General features: G+C 39.0%; 26 protein-coding genes. 9 read left to right on the plus strand and 17 right to left on the minus strand.

Going from position 1 to position 21,381, the window contains the following annotated elements; translation table 11 throughout:
* Positions 1-25: 25 nt before the first annotated feature.
* On the minus strand, positions 26-253 hold the full coding sequence (locus KX723_RS09910; RefSeq protein WP_425516581.1) for a transposase: 228 nt from the start codon (positions 251-253) through the stop codon (positions 26-28).
* Between the two features lie 2 nt (positions 254-255).
* Here KX723_RS09910 and KX723_RS09510 point away from each other — a divergent pair, with 2 nt between their 5' ends.
* Complete coding sequence (locus KX723_RS09510; protein ID WP_218813323.1) at positions 256-426, plus strand: hypothetical protein; 171 nt, start codon at positions 256-258, stop codon at positions 424-426.
* Positions 427-635: 209 nt separating this feature from the next.
* Here KX723_RS09510 and KX723_RS09515 read toward each other — a convergent pair whose 3' ends face one another.
* Positions 636-1,547, minus strand: a complete 912-nt coding sequence (locus KX723_RS09515) for a UbiA family prenyltransferase (RefSeq protein ID WP_218814089.1) — start codon at positions 1,545-1,547, stop codon at positions 636-638.
* A 98-nt stretch (positions 1,548-1,645) separates the two neighbouring features.
* On the opposite strand from KX723_RS09515, the gene bioA reads away from it, so the two are divergent.
* Positions 1,646-2,971 carry an adenosylmethionine--8-amino-7-oxononanoate transaminase gene (gene bioA, locus KX723_RS09520; RefSeq protein ID WP_218814090.1) on the plus strand — a complete coding sequence of 442 codons (1,326 nt, stop codon included), beginning with the start codon at positions 1,646-1,648 and terminating at the stop codon, positions 2,969-2,971.
* Here the strand turns inward: bioA and KX723_RS09525 are convergent.
* The 8 genes from KX723_RS09525 to KX723_RS09560 all read right to left on the minus strand — a co-directional run bounded on the left by KX723_RS09525 (position 2,957) and on the right by KX723_RS09560 (position 7,897).
* On the minus strand, positions 2,957-3,493 hold the full coding sequence (locus KX723_RS09525) for a hypothetical protein (RefSeq protein WP_246562458.1): 537 nt from the start codon (positions 3,491-3,493) through the stop codon (positions 2,957-2,959). The two genes, bioA and KX723_RS09525, sit on opposite strands and share 15 nt — an antisense overlap.
* Positions 3,494-3,513: 20 nt before the next feature.
* Complete coding sequence (rpoS, locus tag KX723_RS09530) at positions 3,514-4,524, minus strand: RNA polymerase sigma factor RpoS (protein WP_218814091.1); 1,011 nt, start codon at positions 4,522-4,524, stop codon at positions 3,514-3,516.
* A gap of 110 nt (positions 4,525-4,634) precedes the next feature.
* Positions 4,635-5,219: a YqaA family protein gene (locus tag KX723_RS09535; RefSeq protein WP_218814092.1), complete on the minus strand. Its 585-nt coding sequence runs from the start codon at positions 5,217-5,219 to the stop codon at positions 4,635-4,637.
* Positions 5,220-5,261: 42 nt separating this feature from the next.
* Positions 5,262-6,017, minus strand: coding sequence for a 5'/3'-nucleotidase SurE (gene surE, locus KX723_RS09540; protein ID WP_218814093.1), 756 nt, complete (start codon positions 6,015-6,017; stop codon positions 5,262-5,264).
* Complete coding sequence (locus KX723_RS09545) at positions 6,018-6,329, minus strand: hypothetical protein (RefSeq protein ID WP_218814094.1); 312 nt, start codon at positions 6,327-6,329, stop codon at positions 6,018-6,020. It abuts the gene before it with no gap.
* Positions 6,330-6,404: 75 nt separating this feature from the next.
* The gene (locus tag KX723_RS09550; RefSeq protein WP_218814095.1) at positions 6,405-6,965 is read right to left on the minus strand and encodes a GspH/FimT family protein; all 561 of its coding nucleotides are present in this window, start codon (positions 6,963-6,965) and stop codon (positions 6,405-6,407) included.
* Positions 6,932-7,633 carry a uracil-DNA glycosylase gene (locus KX723_RS09555; protein WP_218814096.1) on the minus strand — a complete coding sequence of 234 codons (702 nt, stop codon included), beginning with the start codon at positions 7,631-7,633 and terminating at the stop codon, positions 6,932-6,934. Before KX723_RS09555 ends, KX723_RS09550 begins: the two co-directional genes overlap by 34 nt.
* 21 nt (positions 7,634-7,654) lie before the next feature.
* Positions 7,655-7,897: a putative hemolysin gene (locus KX723_RS09560; protein WP_218814097.1), complete on the minus strand. Its 243-nt coding sequence runs from the start codon at positions 7,895-7,897 to the stop codon at positions 7,655-7,657.
* A gap of 102 nt (positions 7,898-7,999) precedes the next feature.
* Here KX723_RS09560 and lipB point away from each other — a divergent pair, with 102 nt between their 5' ends.
* From lipB to KX723_RS09580, 4 genes are all read left to right on the plus strand, one after another.
* Positions 8,000-8,638 (plus strand): lipoyl(octanoyl) transferase LipB, encoded by a 639-nt coding sequence (lipB, locus tag KX723_RS09565; RefSeq protein ID WP_218814098.1) that lies wholly within the window; start codon positions 8,000-8,002, stop codon positions 8,636-8,638.
* A 139-nt stretch (positions 8,639-8,777) separates the two neighbouring features.
* The gene (lipA, locus tag KX723_RS09570; protein WP_218814099.1) at positions 8,778-9,722 is read left to right on the plus strand and encodes a lipoyl synthase; all 945 of its coding nucleotides are present in this window, start codon (positions 8,778-8,780) and stop codon (positions 9,720-9,722) included.
* A complete protein-coding gene (locus KX723_RS09575; RefSeq protein ID WP_218814100.1) occupies positions 9,722-11,740 on the plus strand; it encodes a bifunctional DedA family/phosphatase PAP2 family protein in 2,019 nt (672 codons plus the stop codon). Before lipA ends, KX723_RS09575 begins: the two co-directional genes overlap by 1 nt.
* Before the next feature lie 223 nt (positions 11,741-11,963).
* Entirely contained in the window at positions 11,964-12,731 is a 768-nt protein-coding gene (locus KX723_RS09580; protein WP_218814101.1) for a hypothetical protein, read from the plus strand.
* A gap of 76 nt (positions 12,732-12,807) precedes the next feature.
* Here KX723_RS09580 and KX723_RS09585 read toward each other — a convergent pair whose 3' ends face one another.
* Positions 12,808-13,605: a symmetrical bis(5'-nucleosyl)-tetraphosphatase gene (locus KX723_RS09585; protein ID WP_218814102.1), complete on the minus strand. Its 798-nt coding sequence runs from the start codon at positions 13,603-13,605 to the stop codon at positions 12,808-12,810.
* An 8-nt stretch (positions 13,606-13,613) separates the two neighbouring features.
* On the minus strand, positions 13,614-14,867 hold the full coding sequence (locus tag KX723_RS09590; protein WP_218814103.1) for a TraI domain-containing protein: 1,254 nt from the start codon (positions 14,865-14,867) through the stop codon (positions 13,614-13,616).
* Between the two features lie 241 nt (positions 14,868-15,108).
* On the opposite strand from KX723_RS09590, the gene KX723_RS09595 reads away from it, so the two are divergent.
* The 3 genes from KX723_RS09595 to KX723_RS09605 are packed head-to-tail and all read left to right on the plus strand — an operon-like array spanning position 15,109 to position 16,756.
* Complete coding sequence (locus tag KX723_RS09595; protein WP_218814104.1) at positions 15,109-15,306, plus strand: zinc-finger domain-containing protein; 198 nt, start codon at positions 15,109-15,111, stop codon at positions 15,304-15,306.
* Between the two features lie 27 nt (positions 15,307-15,333).
* Positions 15,334-16,437, plus strand: coding sequence for a lipopolysaccharide heptosyltransferase II (waaF, locus tag KX723_RS09600; protein ID WP_246562459.1), 1,104 nt, complete (start codon positions 15,334-15,336; stop codon positions 16,435-16,437).
* Positions 16,438-16,441: 4 nt separating this feature from the next.
* A complete protein-coding gene (locus KX723_RS09605) occupies positions 16,442-16,756 on the plus strand; it encodes a hypothetical protein (RefSeq protein ID WP_218814105.1) in 315 nt (104 codons plus the stop codon).
* Positions 16,757-16,760: 4 nt separating this feature from the next.
* Here KX723_RS09605 and mnmE read toward each other — a convergent pair whose 3' ends face one another.
* From mnmE to rpmH, 5 genes are read right to left on the minus strand one after another with little or no spacing between them, the layout of a single operon-like run.
* The gene (gene mnmE, locus KX723_RS09610) at positions 16,761-18,149 is read right to left on the minus strand and encodes a tRNA uridine-5-carboxymethylaminomethyl(34) synthesis GTPase MnmE (protein ID WP_218814106.1); all 1,389 of its coding nucleotides are present in this window, start codon (positions 18,147-18,149) and stop codon (positions 16,761-16,763) included.
* Between the two features lie 2 nt (positions 18,150-18,151).
* Positions 18,152-19,774, minus strand: a complete 1,623-nt coding sequence (yidC, locus tag KX723_RS09615) for a membrane protein insertase YidC (RefSeq protein WP_218814107.1) — start codon at positions 19,772-19,774, stop codon at positions 18,152-18,154.
* A gap of 3 nt (positions 19,775-19,777) precedes the next feature.
* A complete protein-coding gene (gene yidD, locus KX723_RS09620) occupies positions 19,778-20,038 on the minus strand; it encodes a membrane protein insertion efficiency factor YidD (RefSeq protein ID WP_218814108.1) in 261 nt (86 codons plus the stop codon).
* Positions 20,002-20,361, minus strand: coding sequence for a ribonuclease P protein component (gene rnpA / locus KX723_RS09915; RefSeq protein ID WP_218814109.1), 360 nt, complete (start codon positions 20,359-20,361; stop codon positions 20,002-20,004). The genes yidD and rnpA overlap by 37 nt, the downstream gene beginning before the upstream one ends.
* 21 nt (positions 20,362-20,382) lie before the next feature.
* Positions 20,383-20,517, minus strand: a complete 135-nt coding sequence (rpmH, locus tag KX723_RS09630) for a 50S ribosomal protein L34 (protein ID WP_126323453.1) — start codon at positions 20,515-20,517, stop codon at positions 20,383-20,385.
* Positions 20,518-21,381 lie beyond the last annotated feature (864 nt).

Here is a 21,381-nt window from a genome sequence, read left to right on the forward strand (position 1 = left end):
CTTGAAAAAGGAATAGAAAACGTCTTCATGGTTTGAATAAGCGTCGAAGCAGCCCAATCGAATGAGAGATCATGACGTAATTTTCAGCAGAAGAAGTGGTGATTTCGTAATCTTTTGATAACCTACGAAAATGATTAAGCCATGAGAAAGTCCTTTCTATCACCCACCGCTTAGGCAAAAGAGACCATTTTTTTGTTATCCGGCAAGAAATTTCAATGGTTCTCTTTAATGTATTTATAACGAATATTTCCATCGATGAGACAGGAAAGCATTGTGAAAGCAATGCGAAGTCGAAGAGCCCGCGATAGGCGTGCGTTGACGGGCGAAGCAGGAAACGCATCACGCCGTAAAGTCATTTGTGGGAGGCACGGGCATGAACTCCGAAGGAGTGAGTGCGTGCCGGACGCAGGACGTATCGCGGCCTAATTTCAGTCGCGTCATGCGAACGAATTTCGGGGACACCATGGCCGAAATTCTTCGGGAGCATAGCGACTCACTTGTTTAGTTTCTGCACTAGATGGCTTTTTAACGCCTGAAAATCAAATGATTATTAATGATATACAAGTGGGCCAAGGTATAGGGGCGTATTTATAACAGCACAATCGTCACATTCATATCAATTGTACAAAGTATAACTATGCGGCAGTCCGTAATGCACATAGACTAATCACCACTATTAAAGCGATAATAAACCAACTAAATCTATCCAACACAGTAAACACTACCGGATCATCGTGGATTCTCCCATGCTGTGCGAAATACCATAGTCGTCTAAGCCAAACAAACAAGCCAGGACAAATCAACCACAATAACAAAGGCGTTTTATAGAGAAGTAAAACTTTATTTGAATGGATATAAAAAATAAACGTTAAAATAGCTAAGTACGCACTCGTATGCCCCCAGAAAACCAGTCTCGCACTATCTGTCAGTCCATAAGCACGACCTATGAGAGTCGCTTTATTTACTAATTTTGCACTGTAAAGTTCTGCGTAACGTTTAAGTAAAGCTAAGTTAAAAAAGAAAAATAACACGAAAACAATTAGCCATAAGGAATAGCCATTCTCAACCAAAGTCATCCCGGCAAAAACCCGTATAGAATACAAAACAGCTAACAATACGACATCTAACCATTTTTGCCTCTTAATGAAAAATGAGTACAGCAACGTTAATGAATAATAAGCAATCGCTCCCAGGAAAAAATTTAACGGTAAATAAAACGAAATACCTAATGCGAGTCCTAGCAGGCAGGGCGCAAGAATAAAACCAACAACCAGAGGTAGCTCTCCAGCTGCAAAAGGACGTTTTTGTTTTTTGCTATGTTGTTTGTCTTTTTCTAAATCAACGAGATCGTTAATCAGATAGGCGCTGGAAGCTAATAAACAAAAAACTAAAAATCCAATAAAACTATTTTTTAAAGAAGTTTGATCAAAATAGTGATGACCGACCAGGAGCGGAATAAATAATAAAAAATTTTTGGCGACATGGTAAGGGCGCAGTGCTCTAAAACACGCTTTTACGCGACTCGCTTTTTTATTTTTTTTATTCACAAGGGTTTCTCTGAAAATTCTTATTTTTCTTAAAATATGCTAGCTTCCCTCCCAGCTTTTAGAGGGCTACCTTAAAAACCCTACTTTTATCCTATTTTATGAATCTTATCAATCGAGACCTCCAACATATTTGGCACCCTTGCTCTCAAATGAAGGATTATCTCAGCTTCCCCCCATTAGTCGTCAGCAAAGCCTACGGCCCTTTTATTGAATTAGATGATGGACGGCGCTTGATTGATGCCATCTCGAGTTGGTGGTGTAAATCACTGGGTCATAACCATCCACGCTTAAAAAAGGCGCTTCATACACAGCTCGATCGCTTTGAACACGTCATTTTTGCAAATAGTACCCATGAGGTTATTGTCCAACTCTCAGAGAAATTAGCCCGACTTTCTCCAGGCCTAAATAAGGTATTTTACGCCAGCGAAGGCTCTTCTGCCGTTGAAATTTCATTAAAAATGGCGCTACATGCCCAGAAAATTAAAGGTTTTTCGCAACGTACGCAATTTACGGCCTTACAAAATGGCTATCACGGTGAAACCTTTATGGCACTCGGCCTAAGTGACCTAGGTCTTTATCGCCAACCGTATGAATCTCAACTGATAAAGCCTCAATTTATCTGTAACCTTCCTTATGTCACTTCACGTGAGGACCCCTTATGGCAAGATTGCTCGGATTACTGGCCTGCTATTGAAAAACAGCTAGAACAACAAGCAGATACGCTCGCAGCCATTATTGTAGAGCCGATTATCCAGGGTGCCGGAGGTATGTTGCTTTATAGCCAAGACTTCTTGCGTAGACTTCGCAAATGGACCCAGGCACAGGGTATTTATTTAATTGCCGATGAAATTATGACCGGGCTGGGAAGAACAGGATTTGCTTTAGCCTGTGAGCACGCGCAAATACAGGCTGATTTTGTTTGTTTAAGCAAAGGCCTAACATCGGGTTGGCTAGCTATGAGCGCTGTATTAACGCGCACTGAAATTTATAATCTTTTTTACGATGATTATTCAATAGAAAAAAACTTTCTACATTCACATACCTTTAGTGGTAATGCTTTAGCCGCTGCCGTGGCATTGGAATGTTTAACTGTTCTAGAAGAAGAAAATATCTATTTGGAAGTTCAAAAAAAAGAAAGCATTTTAAAAACGCTCATGCAAGAAGTAGCAGATATAACAGGGAAGCTAACCAATATTCGCGTCATTGGTGCCATCGTAGCAGCTGATTTGGTTTTAACTGAAGCGCAAAAAAATCAGCGTATCGGTTACCAAATATTCCAGGAAGCCGTTAAGTTAGGCGCATGGTTACGTCCATTAGGTAATACGCTTTATTGGCTCCCACCTTTAAACATAGATATAGCCGTATTAGAAAGTTTACAAAACATTACTATAGCGGCGATTAAAAAAACCTTAAATACCTTTTAATGAAATAGGCGAGGGCTCAATACGTCGCTCTCGAGCACGCCACCAGTACCACACAATGAACACACCCGCTATTTTCGCTAAAGATAAGATAGTAACTCCCAGCCAATTAAATTGATTTACAATAGCTAAAAACACCGCACTATCGATAGGCGAGCTAAGACTTGCCGATAAAAGTATACGTTGTGAAAGGGGGCGGCGTGTAAAGGTATAAACTGCCCAATCAATAAATTCCGCAATAAGAAATGCACTCATACTGGCAATCGCCATTGCCTTATTTGCTAATCCATAACTCAAAATACTACCGATAAACATGGCAAATATCACTTTGTGTTGCAGCTCTCGTTGAGCAAAATCACGCAACACATACACAACGCCCACGGTCCAATCCATAGGAGACACTTCTGAACCAAATACATTGGTCAGAGGAATGTAAGAAAATAACGTATTAATGAAAACGATTAAAACAATATACGTTAAACTATATTTATAATTTATTAATAATTTAATTATTTTTTTCGACATTATTATTCTAACAACTGATTTTAATTATCGTATAATAAGCTTGCAGAAAATCCTTGTTCTTCCATAATTTTTCGCAATGCCTTTAATCCCTCTACCTGAATTTGGCGAACCCGCTCTCTGGTTAAACCAATGACTTCTCCAACTTCTTCTAAGGTCATACGGTCACAGCCTAATAAACCATAACGCCTTGCAATCACTTCACGTTGGTTAGTCGTCAACTCTTTTAACCAATTTTCTAGTCTTTTACGTAAGTTTTCATCTTCTAAGATATGCTCTGGATCATTTTCACGATTATCCGATAAAGTCTCTAAAAGAGGCTTATCTGCTTCGCTACTCGCTGGTGCATCGACAGAGGTAATATGTTCATTTAAACCTAACATCCTTTCAACTTCTTCGAAAGGCCTATCTAACCATTTCGCAATTTCATCGGCAGTAGGCTTGTGATCCAGCTTTTGCGTGAGCTCTCGCGCTGCTTGTAAATAAACATTGAGCTCTTTTACAACATGTATAGGTAATCGGACAGTACGTGCCTGATTCATGATAGCTCGTTCAATGGCTTGACGAACCCACCATACAGCATAGGTAGAAAAACGAAATCCTCTTTCCGGATCGAATTTTTCTACCGCGTGCATTAAACCTAAATTACCCTCTTCTATTAAATCTAAAAATTGCAATCCACGATTATTATAGTGACGTGCCACTTTTACAACTAAACGCAAATTACTTTCTATCATACGTTTACGTGCGTCTTGGTCACCTTTGGCAATGAGCCTAGAATAATAGACTTCCTCTTCTGCCGTTAATAACGGTGAAAATCCTATTTCATTCAAATACAATTGTGTTGCGCCTAAGGTTTCATCACGCCTTGCATACTTATGTGCTCTAGGCGGCGCCTCCACTTCTGTTTCTGCTATCGCCTCTCTATTGACTAAAAACTCGTCCGGTTTATTTTCAAAAACCTCCATACTTGCAGGTTTTTCTTTATTTTTTTTTACCTCTTTAGTCGTTTTGCTCCTTCTCGCATTACGCATAGTTAATCTCCGCATTAAACTAAGACTAAGAGACAAATCTCTTATCATAAAAAAATCAGCTTATACTTCGTACTTGAATTTTTGTGAGTCTATTATTTAGTTATAAAAACCTAAGACATAAACTTAAGATAGACGAATACCGCAATTACAAATAATAAGATAAACCAAGATATTCGATCGACATAATGGCGTAATAGCTTATCAATATGCACGCCACTCCATCGAATAAGCAATGCCACCAGAAAAAATCGCCCACCGCGCCCCACTAAAGATCCCAAGATAAAGGGTAATAACGCAACATGCAAGGTTCCAGCTGCGATAGTAAATAGCTTATAAGGAAGTGGCGTAAATCCCGCTAAAAAAAGGATCCAAAAATCCCATGCTTTGAATCCATGCTCAATCTGCTGATAGGCATGTTCATATCCAAATTGAACAATGTAGGGATAAATCCAGTCAAACGCTACCGTCCCTATCCAATAACCAAAAAGACCACCTAATACAGAAGCCACCGTGGTCAATGAAGCATAACGCAAAGCACAGTTTGGCCGTGCCAATACCATGGGCGCCAACATAACATCTGGGGGAATAGGGAAAAAAGATGACTCAGAAAAGCTCAATAGGAACAAGGAAGTGGGCGCATGTTTATGTTTAGCCCACACCAGAACTTTGTCGTATAGCTTAGAAAAAATCTTCATTTCACATCATAAGTGATAAAACTGCTTCTTTTCCATTTTTATTTAATCTATCGCTGAAACCCAATCTTCAAGACTATCACGCACAGAGTGGTGGGTTAAGTCTAATTGTAAGGGTGTAATACTGACTTCCTGATGACTCATCGCATAAAAATCTGTCCCCATCCCCGCCTCATTTTCTTTACCTGATGTCCCTATCCAATAAATCGTACGGCCACGTGGATCCTGGCTGGGCACCATCCTATCAGCCATGTGACGCGTACCTAAACGTGTTGCTGTAAACCCTTTTAAATCTTCAAAAGCGACATCTGGAACATTGACGTTTAAAATAGTTTTAGCCGGAATAGGTTTATTATAGAGAAGTTGTACCAAGCGCTTGGCCACTTCGGCTGCCGTAGAATAGAAAGCAGGCTCGCCTCCGGCTATTGAAAAAGCAATAGCCGGGATACCCATAAATCGACCTTCCATTGCCGCAGCTACGGTCCCCGAATAAAAAACATCATCTCCCAAATTAGAACCCGCATTGATACCTGATACGACTAAGTCTGGCATCTCATCTTTTTTAAATAATCCCGTTAACGCCAAATGCACACAATCCGTAGGGGTTCCTTGAACACTAAACACCCCTTTCTCTATTTCTCTCACTCTTAACGGGTTTTGTAAGGTCAATGAATTACTGGCGCCGCTGTGATCACGGTCTGGTGCTACTACGGTGATTTCTGCAATATTTCCTAACGCCTTAGCTAAAATATTTATACCGGGTGCGTGAACACCATCATCGTTACTAATTAAAATCTTCATTTAAGATACTCTGGAAACTAAATGCGCACTCTCTGAGAACTTTGCGAGAATGGGTAATACGATCAAAATTACCCCAAATATTAATAAGGCAATGGGCCGACTAATCGGTACTTGTCCCGGATTATCTTTACGGTTTTTATACTGAATCAACGCAGCAAATAATAAAGCAATGCCTATTGCTAAACTTATATTATACAGCGCGGAGGTTAATACGGAGAGCGGCAACATCATTTTATCGGATAACTCGCCCAGTGAATTAGCCGCATAAACATTCATAGACGTAAAAAAACTAAACGCAACTATTTTTCTCATAAATAAACCATTTTATAATTCAAAATAAGGAACCATCCATCGGCTTTATACATTATCTATTTTTTATTCTCAAAGCTAATAGTGACAATTGCCTTGTAACCCTAAACCCTTATCAATTCTTATTCTCCCTGTTGCACTCACCTTAATTAACCATACTGTACTTGTAGCCAACACCTTAACACAAACAACAAAACTACCGTTATGCCCATAGGCCGATCCATCTGGGTTTAATTGTACGTAATCCCGTCTACCAGCACCATGCCATATTAAAAACTCATGTTTATTTAAAGCGGGGTAAACACGTAATAAGCTATTTTCTGGAAAATTTTCTGTATGCCTACCTAAAACAATGTTCCACCCATTACGCCATTGCCCATTACACGTTTTTCCATTCTTACTAGGACAAAGTATAACAATGCTTCGATGCCTTATAGCCTCACTTCGAGCATAATTAAGTGCCGACGTTATACGCTCAGTGAGTGTTAATAAGCGAATTTCAACCATTAGATATTTGTAAGCAGGGAAAGATAAGCTCAGTAAAATACTCAATAAAACCAACGTAAATAATAAATCAAGCAAACTAAATCCGGATTCTTTTTTAGTTACTGACTTCCTTGCAGCTGTTTTTTTATACATTGCATATCCTGCCATGCTTTTCTTTTTTCACGCGGCGCACGAAGTAAATAGGCGGGATGATAGGTTACACGTAAAGGAATTTTATGATCGCCATAATGAAATAGTTTTCCACGTAAATTTCCCATACTATCATTAGTCGCTAATAAAAAATGTGCGGCGATTCGCCCTACCGCCAAAATTAATTTGGGCTGGATGAGGCTAATTTGTCTTAAAAGGAAGGGTGTACACGCTTTCACTTCTTCAGGAGAAGGATCTCGATTATTCGGAGGCCGTGATTTTAAAATATTTGCGATGTAAATGTCTTCTCGCTTAAAACCCATCGATAACAACATATTCGTTAATAATTGCCCGCCTCGCCCTACAAAGGGCTCTCCTTGTTTATCCTCATTAGCACCCGGCGCTTCACCAATAACTAATAAATCGGCATTCGGATTACCTATGCCAAATACAGGATTAGTACGTGTTTTATAAAGATCACACGCTTGGCAACGCGCCACCTCTAATTGTAATGCCTCCCAACCCAATGTGGCAATTTTTTCTTCCCTCGTTATAGCTAACTTTTTAGGACTATCCTTTGCCTTCGTTTGTTTCACTGACTTTTTCTCTCTTGGAACCCATACATCAATACCCATTTTTTCCAAATAATTTAACTTTTTTGTATCTACCATCTTTCATTTATTCCATGCAGTTTAGTTATATTTTGCTGTTTTTTTAGCTAGAAAACGCTCCCCTGGTTTACAGGTTCCTCGTATATAGCTCCATTCTTCGCAATAGCTACGATCAGGAAAAAGGCATATACCTACTTGGCCATTTTTGTTATTTACTATTGTCAATTTGCCTCCATGCTGCACACAATAAACAGACGCTGGATTGGCGATGGCAAAAGCAGGGCTAACTAACATGAAAAAAACTAGAACAAATAACCATTTCATGATAAACCTTTTCCCTTGTTGAAAACATAAAGTAGAATTTTAGCAGAAATAAAAGTTAAAATCTGACGAAAAAAATGCGATTCTGAGTAAAACCTAGCTTATATGCAAATAGAACAACCTATCATAAGGCCTTTACGGTTAGCTGAATATAACAGTGTAAGCCAAGCTATGCGCTTATTTACTGACACACGATCCACTGAAACACCGGATGAAATTTGGCTGATTGAACATAAGCCTGTCTATACGCTAGGACAAGCCGCAAAACTGGAACACATCCTCAACCCTGGCGCTATTCCTGTTGAAAAAACGGATAGAGGAGGGCAAGTAACCTATCATGGTCCGGGCCAACTGGTTGTCTACCCACTACTTAATCTTCGACGCTTAAACTTAAATGTACGGGCACTTGTTACATTACTCGAAGAAACGGTTATGGACTTCCTTGCGGGCTATGCTATTCATGCGCAAACAAGAAAAGATGCCCCTGGTGTTTATGTTAATGGCGCCAAAATAGCTTCTATTGGCCTGCGTATTCGACGTGGTTTTTGCTATCATGGCATCGCCTTTAACATCGCAATGGATCTAAAACCATTTTTAGGAATAAACCCTTGTGGATTTAGCCAACTAGCGGTCACTCAGCTTTCGGAATTAGGTGGGCCAAGCAACCTAGAAATGGTAGCAGATCTGTTTAGCCAGCAGCTAAAAACTAAGCTTATTTCACAGCAAAAAAAAGCAGAGTTTTAAATCGAAAAAAGCACAAACACGTATTAAAATTGATAGTTATTCCCAAACGCATTGATTAACGCTAGTCAGCTTATAAGCTAATTATTAAGCATCGTTCACTTATGCTAGAATCACCCTTTTATTATACAACTTAATAAATATGGAAACCTTCGATCCACGTCAAAAACAACGCGGCGCTGCAAAAATGGCCCGTATTCCCATTAAAATTGCGCCATCAGAACCCCTGCGTAAACCAGATTGGATACGCATCAAACTGGCCACCACGCCTGCTGTCGATCAACTCAAAAGTATGTTACGAGAAAATCGACTTTACACCGTGTGTGAAGAAGCTTCTTGCCCTAATCTAAGCGAATGTTTCAGTCATGGCACAGCAACCTTCATGATTATGGGTGATAAGTGTACCCGACGATGTACATTCTGTGATGTGGGCCATGGACGACCTGACCCCCTTGATCCACATGAACCAGAAAATTTAGCTAAAACAGTCAAACAAATGGGACTGCGTTATGTTGTCATCACCTCAGTTGATAGGGACGATTTACGAGATGGTGGTGCCGGCCACTTTACCGCCTGTCTACAAGCGCTGCGTCGTGCCTGCCCCTCTCTCACCATAGAAGTGCTAGTTCCAGATTTTAGAGGACGTATGGAAGTCGCTTTAGATGCCATTGCGCCAGCACTGCCTGACGTATTCAACCATAACATTGAAACTATCCCTCGCTTATATAAACAAGCACGTCCTGGCTCAGACTATGCCTGGTCATTAACTTTATTACAGGAATTTAAAAAACGTTTTCCAGGCATACCAACAAAATCGGGGCTCATGCTAGGGTTGGGAGAAACGCTTGAGGAAGTTCAAGAAGTCATGGCAGACTTACGTAAACACGACGTTGATATGATTACTTTAGGCCAATATCTTGCTCCCAGTCGGCATCATTTCCCCGTAGCACGTTACGTCACGCCACAAGAATTCAAAGCGCTGGGTGAGCTAGCAAAAGAAATGGGCTTTACACGCGTTGCAAGCGGACCCTTAGTGCGATCCTCCTATCACGCCGATAAACAAGCGGCAGGAGAAAACGTAGCCTAATGACCCTCCTAGAGAGCATCAAACCTTTTTTTGACGGGCTACAACTTCACCCGGTTTTAGCTGGCTTCATTACCTATTTTATTACACTTTTTGAATGTCTGATGTTTCTAGGTCTTTTAATCCCTGGAACCGTCTTTATGACAGCCATTGGGACTTTAATTGGTATTGGCGTTTTGCCATTTACAAGCATCACTTTATGGGCCATTGCAGGCGCTATTACAGGTGATGTTTTAAGCTTTTGGGCAGGGCGTCATTATCATGAACATACCGCCACATTCTGGTTATTTCGGCGTTATCCAAAACTTCTACAAAAAGGCGAAGCTTTTTTTGATAGACACGGCGGGAAAAGCATTTTTATTGGACGCTTTATAGGCCCTATTCGTGCTGTCCTACCATTTATTGCGGGAATGGTCCACATGACTTACCGCCAATTCCTCACAGCGGATATTATCTCAGCGATTGCCTGGGCGCCGGTCTATATGCTGCCTGGTATCCTGCTAGGACAAGCATCACAACAATTACCACCCGAAGTGGCCACTAAACTCATCTTATTTGTCGTTTTACTGCTGTTATTTTTCTGGTTGTTATATTCTTTTATTAAATCCTCTTATGCCTGGTTTAGCCGTTTACTCGATAAACAATTGGCCCATTTGTGGCATTTCACGCGCCATCATGCGCGGCTTAGGTCGCTCGCTTCATTCTTAATGGATCCACGAACACCACAAGCACATACACAATTAACGCTTGCTTTGATTTGCATTTTGTCTTTTGTCGGCTTTCTATTACTAGCCTTTAGCGTTGCTCATCACGGCATAGCAACTTACTTTAATGAGCCCATTTACTATTTCATGCATAGCCTTCGCCAACCTACGCTTGATAAGTTTCTGGTTGCCATGACAGAGCTTAGTCCTCGTATATTATTAGGCTTCTGGGCAATTATTTTAGCGGTACTTCTAATAAAACGTAATTTTTGGACCGCGTTACACTGGGGCCTTGTTGGACTTTTAAGTTATGGATTAGGCGATTTGTTTAAATATGCGCTGCATATACCGCGTCCTACTGGATTAATGCACACCCCTTCCGGCGCGTCATTTCCAAGTGGGCACACTTTAAGTAGCGTTTCACTATTAGGTTTTTTTGCGATCTTAACGGCATTAGAACATCCAAAAAAATGGCTTCGACTCTTAATTTATGGGGTAGCTACCTTAGTTATTTCTTTAATCATATTTTCACGTGTTTATTTAACCGCTCATTGGTTAAGCGATGTTTTAGGCGGAGTTTTACTAGGCCTTAGTATTATTACCGCATTAACATTGTCTTACCGGCGAAAAAAACAAGAGAATGCCATTTCTATTGTTAAACTAGGCATCATTGGCTTAGTAACTCTATTTATTTTATGGCCCGCTAATCTCTTTCATGAATACCACAAGCAATTAAAGAATTATCAACTTTATTCGCCACCTACTAATCTATTGGATGTAAAAACCTGGTGGAAACAAGCTAAACAAGAAAAACCTACTTATTTAATGAATCGTTTTGGCAGATCAATAGAAATTTTAAACATTCAATGGGCAGATAAACACGCTAGCATTCAACATAGCTTAGAAAAACATGGTTGGCGCACACTACCTGAAAAAAGACTGCTGACAACTATTTACCACTTAAGTCTGCGTCAGCATGATCCGGAAGTTCCCTTATTTATTTCATCCAATGCAGGAAAAAAACCCGATTTAATAATGAGTAAATATTTTCCGGCAACACATCATTTGTTAGTTTTAAAGCTATGGAAAACACATCGCTTTAACAATGGCCTTACGCTATGGTTAGGTCTCGTTCAATATCAAAAAACATGGCATTTACAGTTTGAACCACTAAAAAAATCACATTCTAATTACGCAATCCCTGCTAATAACTTATTACAGAGAGACTTAGAAAACTACCACGTAAAAAATGTTTTTTATCCTAATTCCAGCTCAGGAACTCTTTTTATAACTTCCTCTAAACATTGTTCTGATTAAAACGACATTGCTTTAATTAATAATTAACTGGCTAATTTTTTATTTAAAATCTTATAAATCATCTACATTTAAATAACAAATTAATACGTTAATTAATTATTTAATTTATAAAACAAAAGATTTTTTTCGTGCCTTCTTAAGATTAAAAACCTATAATCCATCCGCTCTTGATATTATAAAATATTAAGTTAGCTATATTAAAAAAAATAAAAAAAAGGAAATTATGCCTAATTCAAATAAATATCCAAAAAAAAATTCTACAAAAGTAACTAGAAATTTAGGAAATCGAGTCAAACGTTGGATGCCTGGACTACCTATTCCCATATATAATTCTGAGCCAATAAAACGTAACTTGCCTCGTAACCTGCCTACAGTTTCAACACAATCCACTGAAATGTCTAAGCAGCCATTCTCTACCCCGAGCTCAAATGCTTCACTAAATGCTACCCAGATCGCTGCGGGTTTAACTGCTATTACATCAACAGTAACGTCACTAATCAGCCAATCAATCAACGAAAGCGGAAAATTGTTAACAAGTGATATGGGCAGTATGTACAATACAACGCTTCCAGCGTTACCGAGTGAACAATTTGACAACTCGGTTTCTACCGCAAGCGCAATACCAACTTCCTTCTTATACGCGGCTGCTGGACTAATGGGTACACTGGCTATCGCTCTAATACTCACAATAGGGAACTGTTGCTTCCGAAAAACAAACAACAAAGAAAGCGCAAATAGTTATAACCACGCGGAATCAGTAGACAACCTAGATGAAACAGAAAAAGGTTTATTACCAATTGCAAGTTCCACCTTGAAAACACCCGAACAAAAACAACTCGCTAATTTTATGTTATTTAAAAGCTCAAAGGATGATATAAGCAAAAAAACAAATGGAAATCACCATCCATTTTATAAGCCTTTATCGCCTAGTAATTCTAATTTTTATGAAAAAGGAAATGATTATGATACGCCCCGTAGTTCTAATAGCTAATTTCATTTACTAGACTACCGTAACTCTATTTTTTGAATTGACGTTATTTTTAGAAAATAGAGTTATTTTTATTAGTTTAACAACTGACAGAAAATTTCCTGCCATCCTCTAAGCACATTGCCGTTAGACAATTTCCCCATACGCAGCCCGTATCTAATGCAATGATATTTGGATCATCCGTTTTTCCAGCTAATGCCGCCCAATGCCCAAATATTATTTTTAAATTTTTACTACGCCGATGCGGTACTTTAAACCAAGGAAAATAATTTTCTTTTGCTATGTTCCCTTTATTAGCTAGATCTAAATTTCCTTCTACATCACAAAAGCGTAACCGCGTAAAACAATTCGTGATCACACGCAGTCTATCCCAACCTTCCAGCACATCACTCCATCGGCTGGGTACATCGCCATACATATTGGCAAAAAACTCAAGATAATGCTCATTTCTCAGCACCTCCTCAAGTTCATGTGCACATTGTAGTGCTTTATTAAGATCCCATTGCGGCGGTAACCCCGCATGTACCAAGATAACCCCTAAGCTTGCATCATGGTGCAACAAGGGTCTATGGCGCAACCAAGTACCTAAGTCTTCTTTATCCAATGCAGTCAAAATAGGTGCTAAGGTATCTTGTCGGTCCAAACTTGCTTTACGGTAAAGCACTGATAAAAAATGTAAATCATGATTACCTAAAACAACTTGGCTATGTTTTAACGATTTAACAAAACGAAGTACTTCTAAAGAAGCAGGACCCCGATTAACCAAATCGCCTGTTAACCACAAACAATCTTGATTGGAATTAAAGTTAATTTTTTCTAACAAACGAATAAACGGATCAAAACAACCCTGAATATCACCAATAACGTAGGTTGCCATTTAGAAAATTAAGTGGTTGGGTTAGGGGAGATGGGCGGTTTTATTATATTTTTTTCAGTTAATCCTGAGGGCGTTACTTTATGTAATGGCGATGAAGTAATCAGTGCAAGCAATCCAATCCCTCCTTTTAAAAAACGATGCGATGTTTTTACATTATCCTGAATAGCCGCTATACCACCCATCGTTCTATATCTTTTAGAAAAATCACTGATTCCAGATATTCCCCCATGTGCTCTGCTACGCTGATCTAATTCACTAATAGGTATTTGATAAAGTTTAGCAATATCAATAAATTGTCTTTCTATAATTTCTGGATGCTTATGGGTAGCATTAGCATTCGCAAATTGTTGAAAAAGAACACTCGATAAAATAATTTCTTTTTCTTTTACACGTAACTTATCATCCATTGAATTAATATCAATTCGTCCTTCCTTAATTTCTTTACGTAGCCACTCCAAAAATGCTTCGCCTGCTGGGTCTGTCAGCGACATATTCGCTTTTTTTCTATAGTTTTCTATTATTCCTATCTCAGCCTGAGGAATCACAGACATAAAAGAGGTCATTGGGATACGCTCTTCTTCTCCCGCCAATAAAGCAAACCAAACTTCTAGTACTTCGGGATCACTCGCTATCCAATTAAATCCTTTCTCTGAAGACGATCCCACACTATCCAATATCTGACGTGCGAGAATAGGTGTTATAAAATGGCGTAGGTTATTAAAATTTTCTTTAATATAATCAAATTTATAATAACTTCCTTGGCCTAACATAGCGCTTGTGTAAGGATCCCATTTTTTAAGTGGGTAGGCCTTTTCGTGGTAAAGCATAACGGTATATTTTACAGCGATTTTTCCTATATCCAAGAATAATGCCGCCGTAAAAGTCGCATAAATCCACAATGCATCGTATTTAGAAATCGCAGAAAAATCTGCCTGTTTAGGAAAAAAATGTGCTAAACATAAAGACAGTACTCTTGAAACTCGCTCCAAACCATGAGATAAAAAATCGGTTTGTTGACCAAAAAAGCTACGTTCGTTTTCAGGAATTGTTTGCACAAACTCAGCAAATTTTTCGATAACGGGTAAATAAAAATCATCGAATCGTCGTGAGGGTTTAATTAATAATTTGATAGTTCGAAGAAATACCTGATTGTCTTTTGTATCTAACAACTCAGCAGCTGACTTTATAGGATAAATACCTGAAGGTTCGCTTTTATTATTGATATTTTTTATATGACGCTTTAGGTCTTGGAATACTACCATTACTAACTTCTCAATAAATTTTTCTTTTGCAGAAAAATAAGTTATAGCTAAGGAAAAATTTTTTAAAATTCCTACGCCTTTAGGAAAGCTTTAATCCTCAATTTTAAGACTTATGATAAGTGGAAACGCCATTAGGCCATTATTAAAATGGGTCTATTTATACTATAAAATAAACGTAAATACCTATACAGTCTAGCATGAAACTGGCAGAATAATAATGAAGTATTTTTAAGGTTTTATCATGTCTAAGCCATTATCACGTAGTAGCACCAAACACTACTATGAAATTACCCCAAAAACACTACCCCTTTCTTGCCCCTTACCAAGCAATCGATTGTGGGATGCACACCCCAGGGTATATCTACCCATCACAAAAACGGGTCATGTGACTTGCCCCTATTGTGGTACGGAGTACTTTTTACAGGACAAAGTAAATTAATAATTCATGCGATTTCTTGCTGAATTTATGCAAAAACTGGGTTTTTGTCGTCATGACAAAGACCAAGATTCAGGGAATATGATCAACTTTTCAAGCACGGTTAATTCTAAAAAGATCCTTATTATCAGTCCCGCATGGATTGGCGATATTATCATTGCACAAGCTTTATTTAAATACCTAAAACAACAAGACCCTGAAAAAACACTCGATATTATAGCCCCGCACTGGAGCCATGGCTTACTTTCGGCAATGCCAGAAATCAATAAAATAATGGATATGCCGCTAGGCCATTCCCAATTTCAACTGAAACGACGTTGGCAAATTGGAAAATCACTCAGAAATGAATCCTACGATCAGGCGATTGTTCTACCTAATTCTTGGAAATCAGCCATTATTCCTTTTGCTGCACGTATCCCCTTACGAACAGGCTGGCGAGGAGAAATGCGTTTTGGCTTATTAAATGATTGGCAAGTATTAAATAAAAAAAAATTCCCGTTAATGGTGCAACGCTTTCTGGCATTAGGGGGAATATCTCCCTTTACTAATGAAATAATTCCCTGGGAACCTTATAAGCCTCATTTACAAACGAATACAACACAAGTAAAAAATACCTTAACCAATCTATCTCTATCGCTTTCAGAAAAACCACTTCTTGTACTCTGTCCTGGTGCCGCTTATGGGCCTGCCAAGCGCTGGCCTACTGAACATTTTGCTGAAGTAGCTAATACAAAACACAAAGAAGGTTGGCAAGTTTGTCTATTAGGTTCGAAGAGTGATCAATCGGCTGCTCAATCTATACAAAAATTAACTGAAAATAGATGTATTGATCTCATTGGTAAAACTTCATTAACACAAGCCATTGATATTTTGTCACTGGCTAATGTAGTCATCAGCAATGATTCTGGCTTAATGCACTGTGCAGCGGCATTAAACAGACCATTGATTGCTTTATACGGTTCTAGCAGTCCGGAGTTCACGCCACCGTTAACAAACTGCAAACGTATATTATTGCTCAATCTTTCCTGTAGTCCTTGTTTTCAGCGAGAATGCCCACTAGTCCATTTTAATTGTTTAAAACAATTAAAACCTAAACAAGTATTAGCGGCTATCAAGGAGTTAACATGTAAATGAGGTATTGCAGGCGTTTCTAGTAAGACTAAGGCAACAAGTCGCTCCAGAAAATCCCACTACCCCTCCAAGAACAGCACCGACAGCAATACCTGGAATTACAGCAGGAGGAAAAGCAGCAGTCACGGCACCAACAGCAACAGCACCAACCGCTGTCTCACCTACAATTTTACCTGTCTTCTTAAAAAATTTAGCTGTTTTCATAAATAACTCTGTTATTAATTATTCAGATAATAATTTAAACTTTTTTATTTTAATTAACAACTATAACTCATTAATAAATTTTATTTATTATAAATTAATCTATTATTTCGATAAATAAATTGTTATTTTCCAATACAAAAACTAGAAAAAATTTTTCCTAATAGATCTTCTGCCGTAAATTTTCCTGTAATTTCATTTAAGTGATTTTGTGCAATAACAAGATCTTCGGCCAATAACTCTGGATATTGATACGTCACTAATTTCTGCAGCCCATCAGAAAGTGCCTTTTCAGCATTATCGAGTGCCTGTAAATGTCGACGTCTTGCACTAAAGTTACCTTGTAATGCACCATGATAGCCTACACTTACTTTAAGATAATCCTTCAGCAGTGACAAACCTTCACCCGTTTTTATCGATAAACTGATCACGTCAAAATCGGCTTCTTGCCGTAAATTCGCCTTTTCGCCACAGAGGTCTATTTTATTCCGTATCACCGTCAAACGCTTCTTAAGTGATAAATTTTTTAAAAAATCTATTTGATATAATGATTCCAGATCGTCGAGCGACATCAACGTGCTATCAACAACATATAAAACACGATCCGCTTTTTTTATTTCAGATAAACTTCTTTTTATACCTTCCTGTTCAATTTCATCCTCTGTTTTCCTTAACCCTGCTGTATCTACAAGTTGTATTGAGAGACCATCAATAACTATTTTTTCTCGAATAACATCCCGTGTTGTTCCCGCAACCGAAGTAACAATAGCGGAACCTTGACCGCTTAGTTTATTCAATAAACTCGATTTACCGGCATTAGGTGGGCCGACAATAGCAAGTTGCATGCCTTCTTGTAACAACGCCCCCTGTTTAGCCGCCTGCTTTATTTTTCTAATCTCTAATAAAATTGTATTTAATTTTTTATGTACATCCGAGTCATTTAAAAAATCAATGGTTTCATCCGAAAAATCAATAGCTGCTTCTAAATACATGCGCAAAGCAATGAGGGTCTCTACCATCCCATTAATAAGTTTGGAAAATTCCCCTTGTAGAGAACGTACGGCAGCCCGCGCTGATTGCTCTGACTCTGCATCAATTAAATCAGCAATCGCTTCTGCTTGAATCAGATCTAATTTATTATTTAAAAATGCACGTTCTGAAAATTCGCCGGGCCGTGCTAACCGTGCTCCTAATTTTAAAACTCGCTTCAGTAAGCAATCCAGGATAATGGGACCTCCATGCCCTTGTAGTTCTAAAACATGCTCTCCCGTAAAGGAATGAGGGGCTGGAAAATGAAGCGCAAGACCTTCATCTATAGCCGTTCCATCGGCTTCCAGAAAGCTCAGATATTCGGCATACCGAGGTTTAGGTAAGTGACCCAGTAAAGCGGCTGCAATCGTGGGTGTATCGGGTCCAGAAAGACGAACAACCCCAATTCCCCCTCGTCCTGAAGGGGTAGCAATGGCAGCGATGGTATCTAGACCTTTTTCTTCAAAATTGGATAATTGACTCAATGTTAACGCTTTTTTAGATTTTTTTGATTAAATTGTAGTTCCATTCTGCGCGTAATGTACCATTGCTGCAATATTGAAAGCGTATTATTGACGACCCAATACAACACCAGCCCGGCTGGGAAATTTAAAAACAAGGCTGTAAAGAGAATAGGTAAAAACTGCATTACTTTTGCTTGCGTAGGGTCCGGTGGTGGCGGATTTAAACGCTGCTGCACAAACATCGTGATACCCATCAAAATAGGTAAAATATAATAGGGGTCTTTGGTTGATAGATCATGTATCCATAAAATAAACGGTGCTTGGCGTAATTCAACGCTTTCTAAAAGCATCCAATAGAGCGCAATAAAGACAGGGATCTGCACTAAGATAGGCAAACAGCCTCCTAGAGGGTTCACTTTCTCAGCCTTATAGAGCTCCATTGTCGCTTGGGTTAGCTTCTGTCTATCGTCTGCATAGCGTTCCTTAAGTGCATTTAAACGAGGCTGTAGGTTGCGCATTGCCGCCATAGAACGATAGCTCTTAGCCGACAAATGATAAAACGCTAATTTTATAAGCACCGTCACAATAACAATGGACCAACCCCAATTACCCACCACCCGGTGGATATGCTTCAATAGCCAAAAGAGAGCCATTGAAATAAACCATAAAATGCCATAATCAACGGTTAAATCGAGATGAGGGGCAACTGCTTTTAGGCGGTCCATGCTTTCTGGACCCAAATAAAGTTTAGCTTGAGCGGTATATTGCGCCCCCGGCTCAACCTGAAAAGGATTGCCTAACATACCCAAGGTATAATTATTATCCTTTCCATAACTATAAAAATGGTATAGCCCCGCCGGTGGAACCCAAGCACTAATGAAATAATGCTGCAACATAGCGACCCAGCCGTTTTCTGTCGCCATAGAAATCCCATCACCCATTTTATCAAAGCTAACTTTTTGATAGGGTTTTTCCTGGGTAGAAATTGCTCCGCCTATATAAGAACTAATATTAAACAGGCTATGGGCAGGAACACGTTTTTTTTGCTGAAACTGTGTATAGAGCTGCCCTTTCCACAGGGTATTGCTATGATTATTTATCTGGTAATTAATAGGAACGAGATAATCACCTCGCTTGAAAACAAACTGTTTCTGAATAGCGACATTCCCGCAGCTAGTACAGAGTAAATTAACATCTAGTTCAGATTGATCAGCGCTTAAATTGTAATTTATTTGCGCGCTTTTATACTGAAGCGTCGGTTTATCAGAGCCTGCTATCCCACTTTGTGCAACATAGTAGCTATCTGGATTATTACTGAGTAATTGAAAAGGCTGAGAATTTGCCTCGTTGGCATGCTCTGGGTAGTTTAAAAGGTTCGCTTGAACGATGTTTCCTCCCTGAGTATCGATGACAACATCTAAAGCATCGGTTTTAACGTGTATAAAACGTTGCCCCTGGCCCGTCGTTTGCCCTTCATCTACTTGAGCGTCAGGTAGTTTCCTCATCTCCGCCGCAACGTGCTTTTCTACCACTGGCGTTGGCGCTTTTAGTGCCTGAGTATTAGGGTATTCATTTTGCCAGGCATTCCACAGCATAAATGCGATTAGAAATAAGGCGCCTAATAAGAAAACACGAGCCAGTTCCATAAGTTAACTCTTTATTGTGGGTGATTTTAAGGATTGTGGGACAGGATCATAACCGCCCGGATGCCATGGATGACAACATAGTAATCGTTTTATTGTCATCCTTAGACCTACATAACTACCGTACTGCTGGATTGCTAATTGTGCATAGTTAGAACAGCTTGGATAAAAACGACAGGAATGCCCTAATAATGGGCTGATTAAATAACGATAAACCTGCAATAAAAAGATCAGGCTTTTTTGTAATAAATCATTAACCTTGACCATTGTTTATCTAAATCACACTGCAAAATCTGTTTATTAGTGAGGCACTGGCTTGTGACGGTTATAACGATATCTAAATGAGGTAAGGACCCCTGGTTCAGTCTAAAGCTCTCGCGAATGGTTCGTTTAACCCAATTCCTAGCGCTTGCAGTAGAAACTACTTTTTTCGCAATAGCCAACCCTAAGCGCGCATATCCATGGTCATTAGGCTTCGTATAGGTCGTTAAACAACCTTGCCGAAGCTTTTTACCCAATTGGAAAGCCTGCTTAAAATCTTCTGAATTACCTAGCCTTCTAGCCTTGAAAAGCCGGTTATTTGTTATCAAATTTAAAAAAATACCTAAAATCTAGGCTGTTAAGCGCAAACGGCCTTTAGCGCGTCGTCGCTTAAGTATTAGACGACCGTTTTTGGTAGCCATTCTAGCTCTAAATCCGTGCGTTCTTTTTCGCTTTAGGTTACTGGGTTGATATGTTCTTTTCATAATTCTGACCGTACCGTCTTTGGAAACTGTTACCGTTTAAGAGGCAGTATCTTAGGTGACCCACTTTAGATTGTCAATTCATCTGATAGCTATTTAGGGTTAAAAGTAGGCTAAGGGGGGGCTTCCATGCATGAAAAGCAATAATAGGGCCAGGTAAGCGAAAATCAGACAAATTCCTACTGAATCCAAATAAACAACAAATCTCCCTATGAGTGTTGATCACATTATTTATTATTAATATATTTATTTAGAAAGATAGTAGTGATAGTAAGCAAGGACAAATTCTGTGGATAACCCACTATTTGCTATTTTTTTCATGGAGTTAAGAGAAAAAATAGCCCTGCATAAGCTGCGCGTAGCAGTTGATGGTTAAGTGGCAATGTCGTTTATTTTTTATACTCGTGTATTTTCAGTCATTCTATGCACAGATTTGATACGTGATATTCACAAGCTTGGCAGCCTTACAAGAATGAAGTATTTATTGGGCGTGAGATCCGAGTGGATAAGGGATAAGTAGTTCACTACCTGTACTAAGGAGATATTTATTACGCGTTGCTGATGATAAATGTGTATTCTTTTTACAATTGATATTTTTAATTAGGTGTAGCACAGCCCTTTGTATAAAATACTCAAGAAGGATATTATTAGTCTCGAAAATAAACATTGGGTTAGTAGCTTTTCTTTTTAATTGATTTACCCCACGCTTATCTTTAAGTCGGCAGTTAATATTCTGGGTGATTGCTTATTCAGCTTGTAACGTTGGCCTCTTTGAGGCGATAGCTCTGTTTGAAATTCAAATAAACACCGGATGTGATACAAGTAATTTAATTCCTATGCTTCATACTAGCTTCTAAAGATCGTATT

Source organism: Rickettsiella endosymbiont of Dermanyssus gallinae, assembly GCF_019285595.1.
Lineage (GTDB): Bacteria > Pseudomonadota > Gammaproteobacteria > Diplorickettsiales > Diplorickettsiaceae > Rickettsiella_B.

Bases quoted from the DNA above. Each gene is read 5' to 3' on its own strand.
- waaF (WP_246562459.1), top strand. From the start codon at position 15,334: ATGCAAAAACTGGGTTTTTGTCGTCATGACAAAGACCAAGATTCAGGG.
- surE (WP_218814093.1), bottom strand. From the start codon at position 6,017: ATGAAGATTTTAATTAGTAACGATGATGGTGTTCACGCACCCGGTATA.
- yidD (WP_218814108.1), bottom strand. From the start codon at position 20,038: ATGGTCAAGGTTAATGATTTATTACAAAAAAGCCTGATCTTTTTATTG.
- KX723_RS09525 (WP_246562458.1), bottom strand. From the start codon at position 3,493: ATGTCGAAAAAAATAATTAAATTATTAATAAATTATAAATATAGTTTA.
- KX723_RS09510 (WP_218813323.1), top strand. From the start codon at position 256: ATGAGACAGGAAAGCATTGTGAAAGCAATGCGAAGTCGAAGAGCCCGC.
- KX723_RS09580 (WP_218814101.1), top strand. From the start codon at position 11,964: ATGCCTAATTCAAATAAATATCCAAAAAAAAATTCTACAAAAGTAACT.
- lipA (WP_218814099.1), top strand. From the start codon at position 8,778: ATGGAAACCTTCGATCCACGTCAAAAACAACGCGGCGCTGCAAAAATG.
- yidC (WP_218814107.1), bottom strand. From the start codon at position 19,774: ATGGAACTGGCTCGTGTTTTCTTATTAGGCGCCTTATTTCTAATCGCA.
- lipB (WP_218814098.1), top strand. From the start codon at position 8,000: ATGCAAATAGAACAACCTATCATAAGGCCTTTACGGTTAGCTGAATAT.
- rpmH (WP_126323453.1), bottom strand. From the start codon at position 20,517: ATGAAAAGAACATATCAACCCAGTAACCTAAAGCGAAAAAGAACGCAC.
- KX723_RS09555 (WP_218814096.1), bottom strand. From the start codon at position 7,633: ATGGTAGATACAAAAAAGTTAAATTATTTGGAAAAAATGGGTATTGAT.
- KX723_RS09575 (WP_218814100.1), top strand. From the start codon at position 9,722: ATGACCCTCCTAGAGAGCATCAAACCTTTTTTTGACGGGCTACAACTT.
- KX723_RS09595 (WP_218814104.1), top strand. From the start codon at position 15,109: ATGTCTAAGCCATTATCACGTAGTAGCACCAAACACTACTATGAAATT.
- rpoS (WP_218814091.1), bottom strand. From the start codon at position 4,524: ATGCGTAATGCGAGAAGGAGCAAAACGACTAAAGAGGTAAAAAAAAAT.
- KX723_RS09585 (WP_218814102.1), bottom strand. From the start codon at position 13,605: ATGGCAACCTACGTTATTGGTGATATTCAGGGTTGTTTTGATCCGTTT.
- KX723_RS09590 (WP_218814103.1), bottom strand. From the start codon at position 14,867: ATGGTAGTATTCCAAGACCTAAAGCGTCATATAAAAAATATCAATAAT.
- KX723_RS09535 (WP_218814092.1), bottom strand. From the start codon at position 5,219: ATGAAGATTTTTTCTAAGCTATACGACAAAGTTCTGGTGTGGGCTAAA.
- KX723_RS09910 (WP_425516581.1), bottom strand. From the start codon at position 253: ATGGAAATATTCGTTATAAATACATTAAAGAGAACCATTGAAATTTCT.
- KX723_RS09550 (WP_218814095.1), bottom strand. From the start codon at position 6,965: ATGTATAAAAAAACAGCTGCAAGGAAGTCAGTAACTAAAAAAGAATCC.
- bioA (WP_218814090.1), top strand. From the start codon at position 1,646: ATGAATCTTATCAATCGAGACCTCCAACATATTTGGCACCCTTGCTCT.
- KX723_RS09560 (WP_218814097.1), bottom strand. From the start codon at position 7,897: ATGAAATGGTTATTTGTTCTAGTTTTTTTCATGTTAGTTAGCCCTGCT.
- KX723_RS09545 (WP_218814094.1), bottom strand. From the start codon at position 6,329: ATGAGAAAAATAGTTGCGTTTAGTTTTTTTACGTCTATGAATGTTTAT.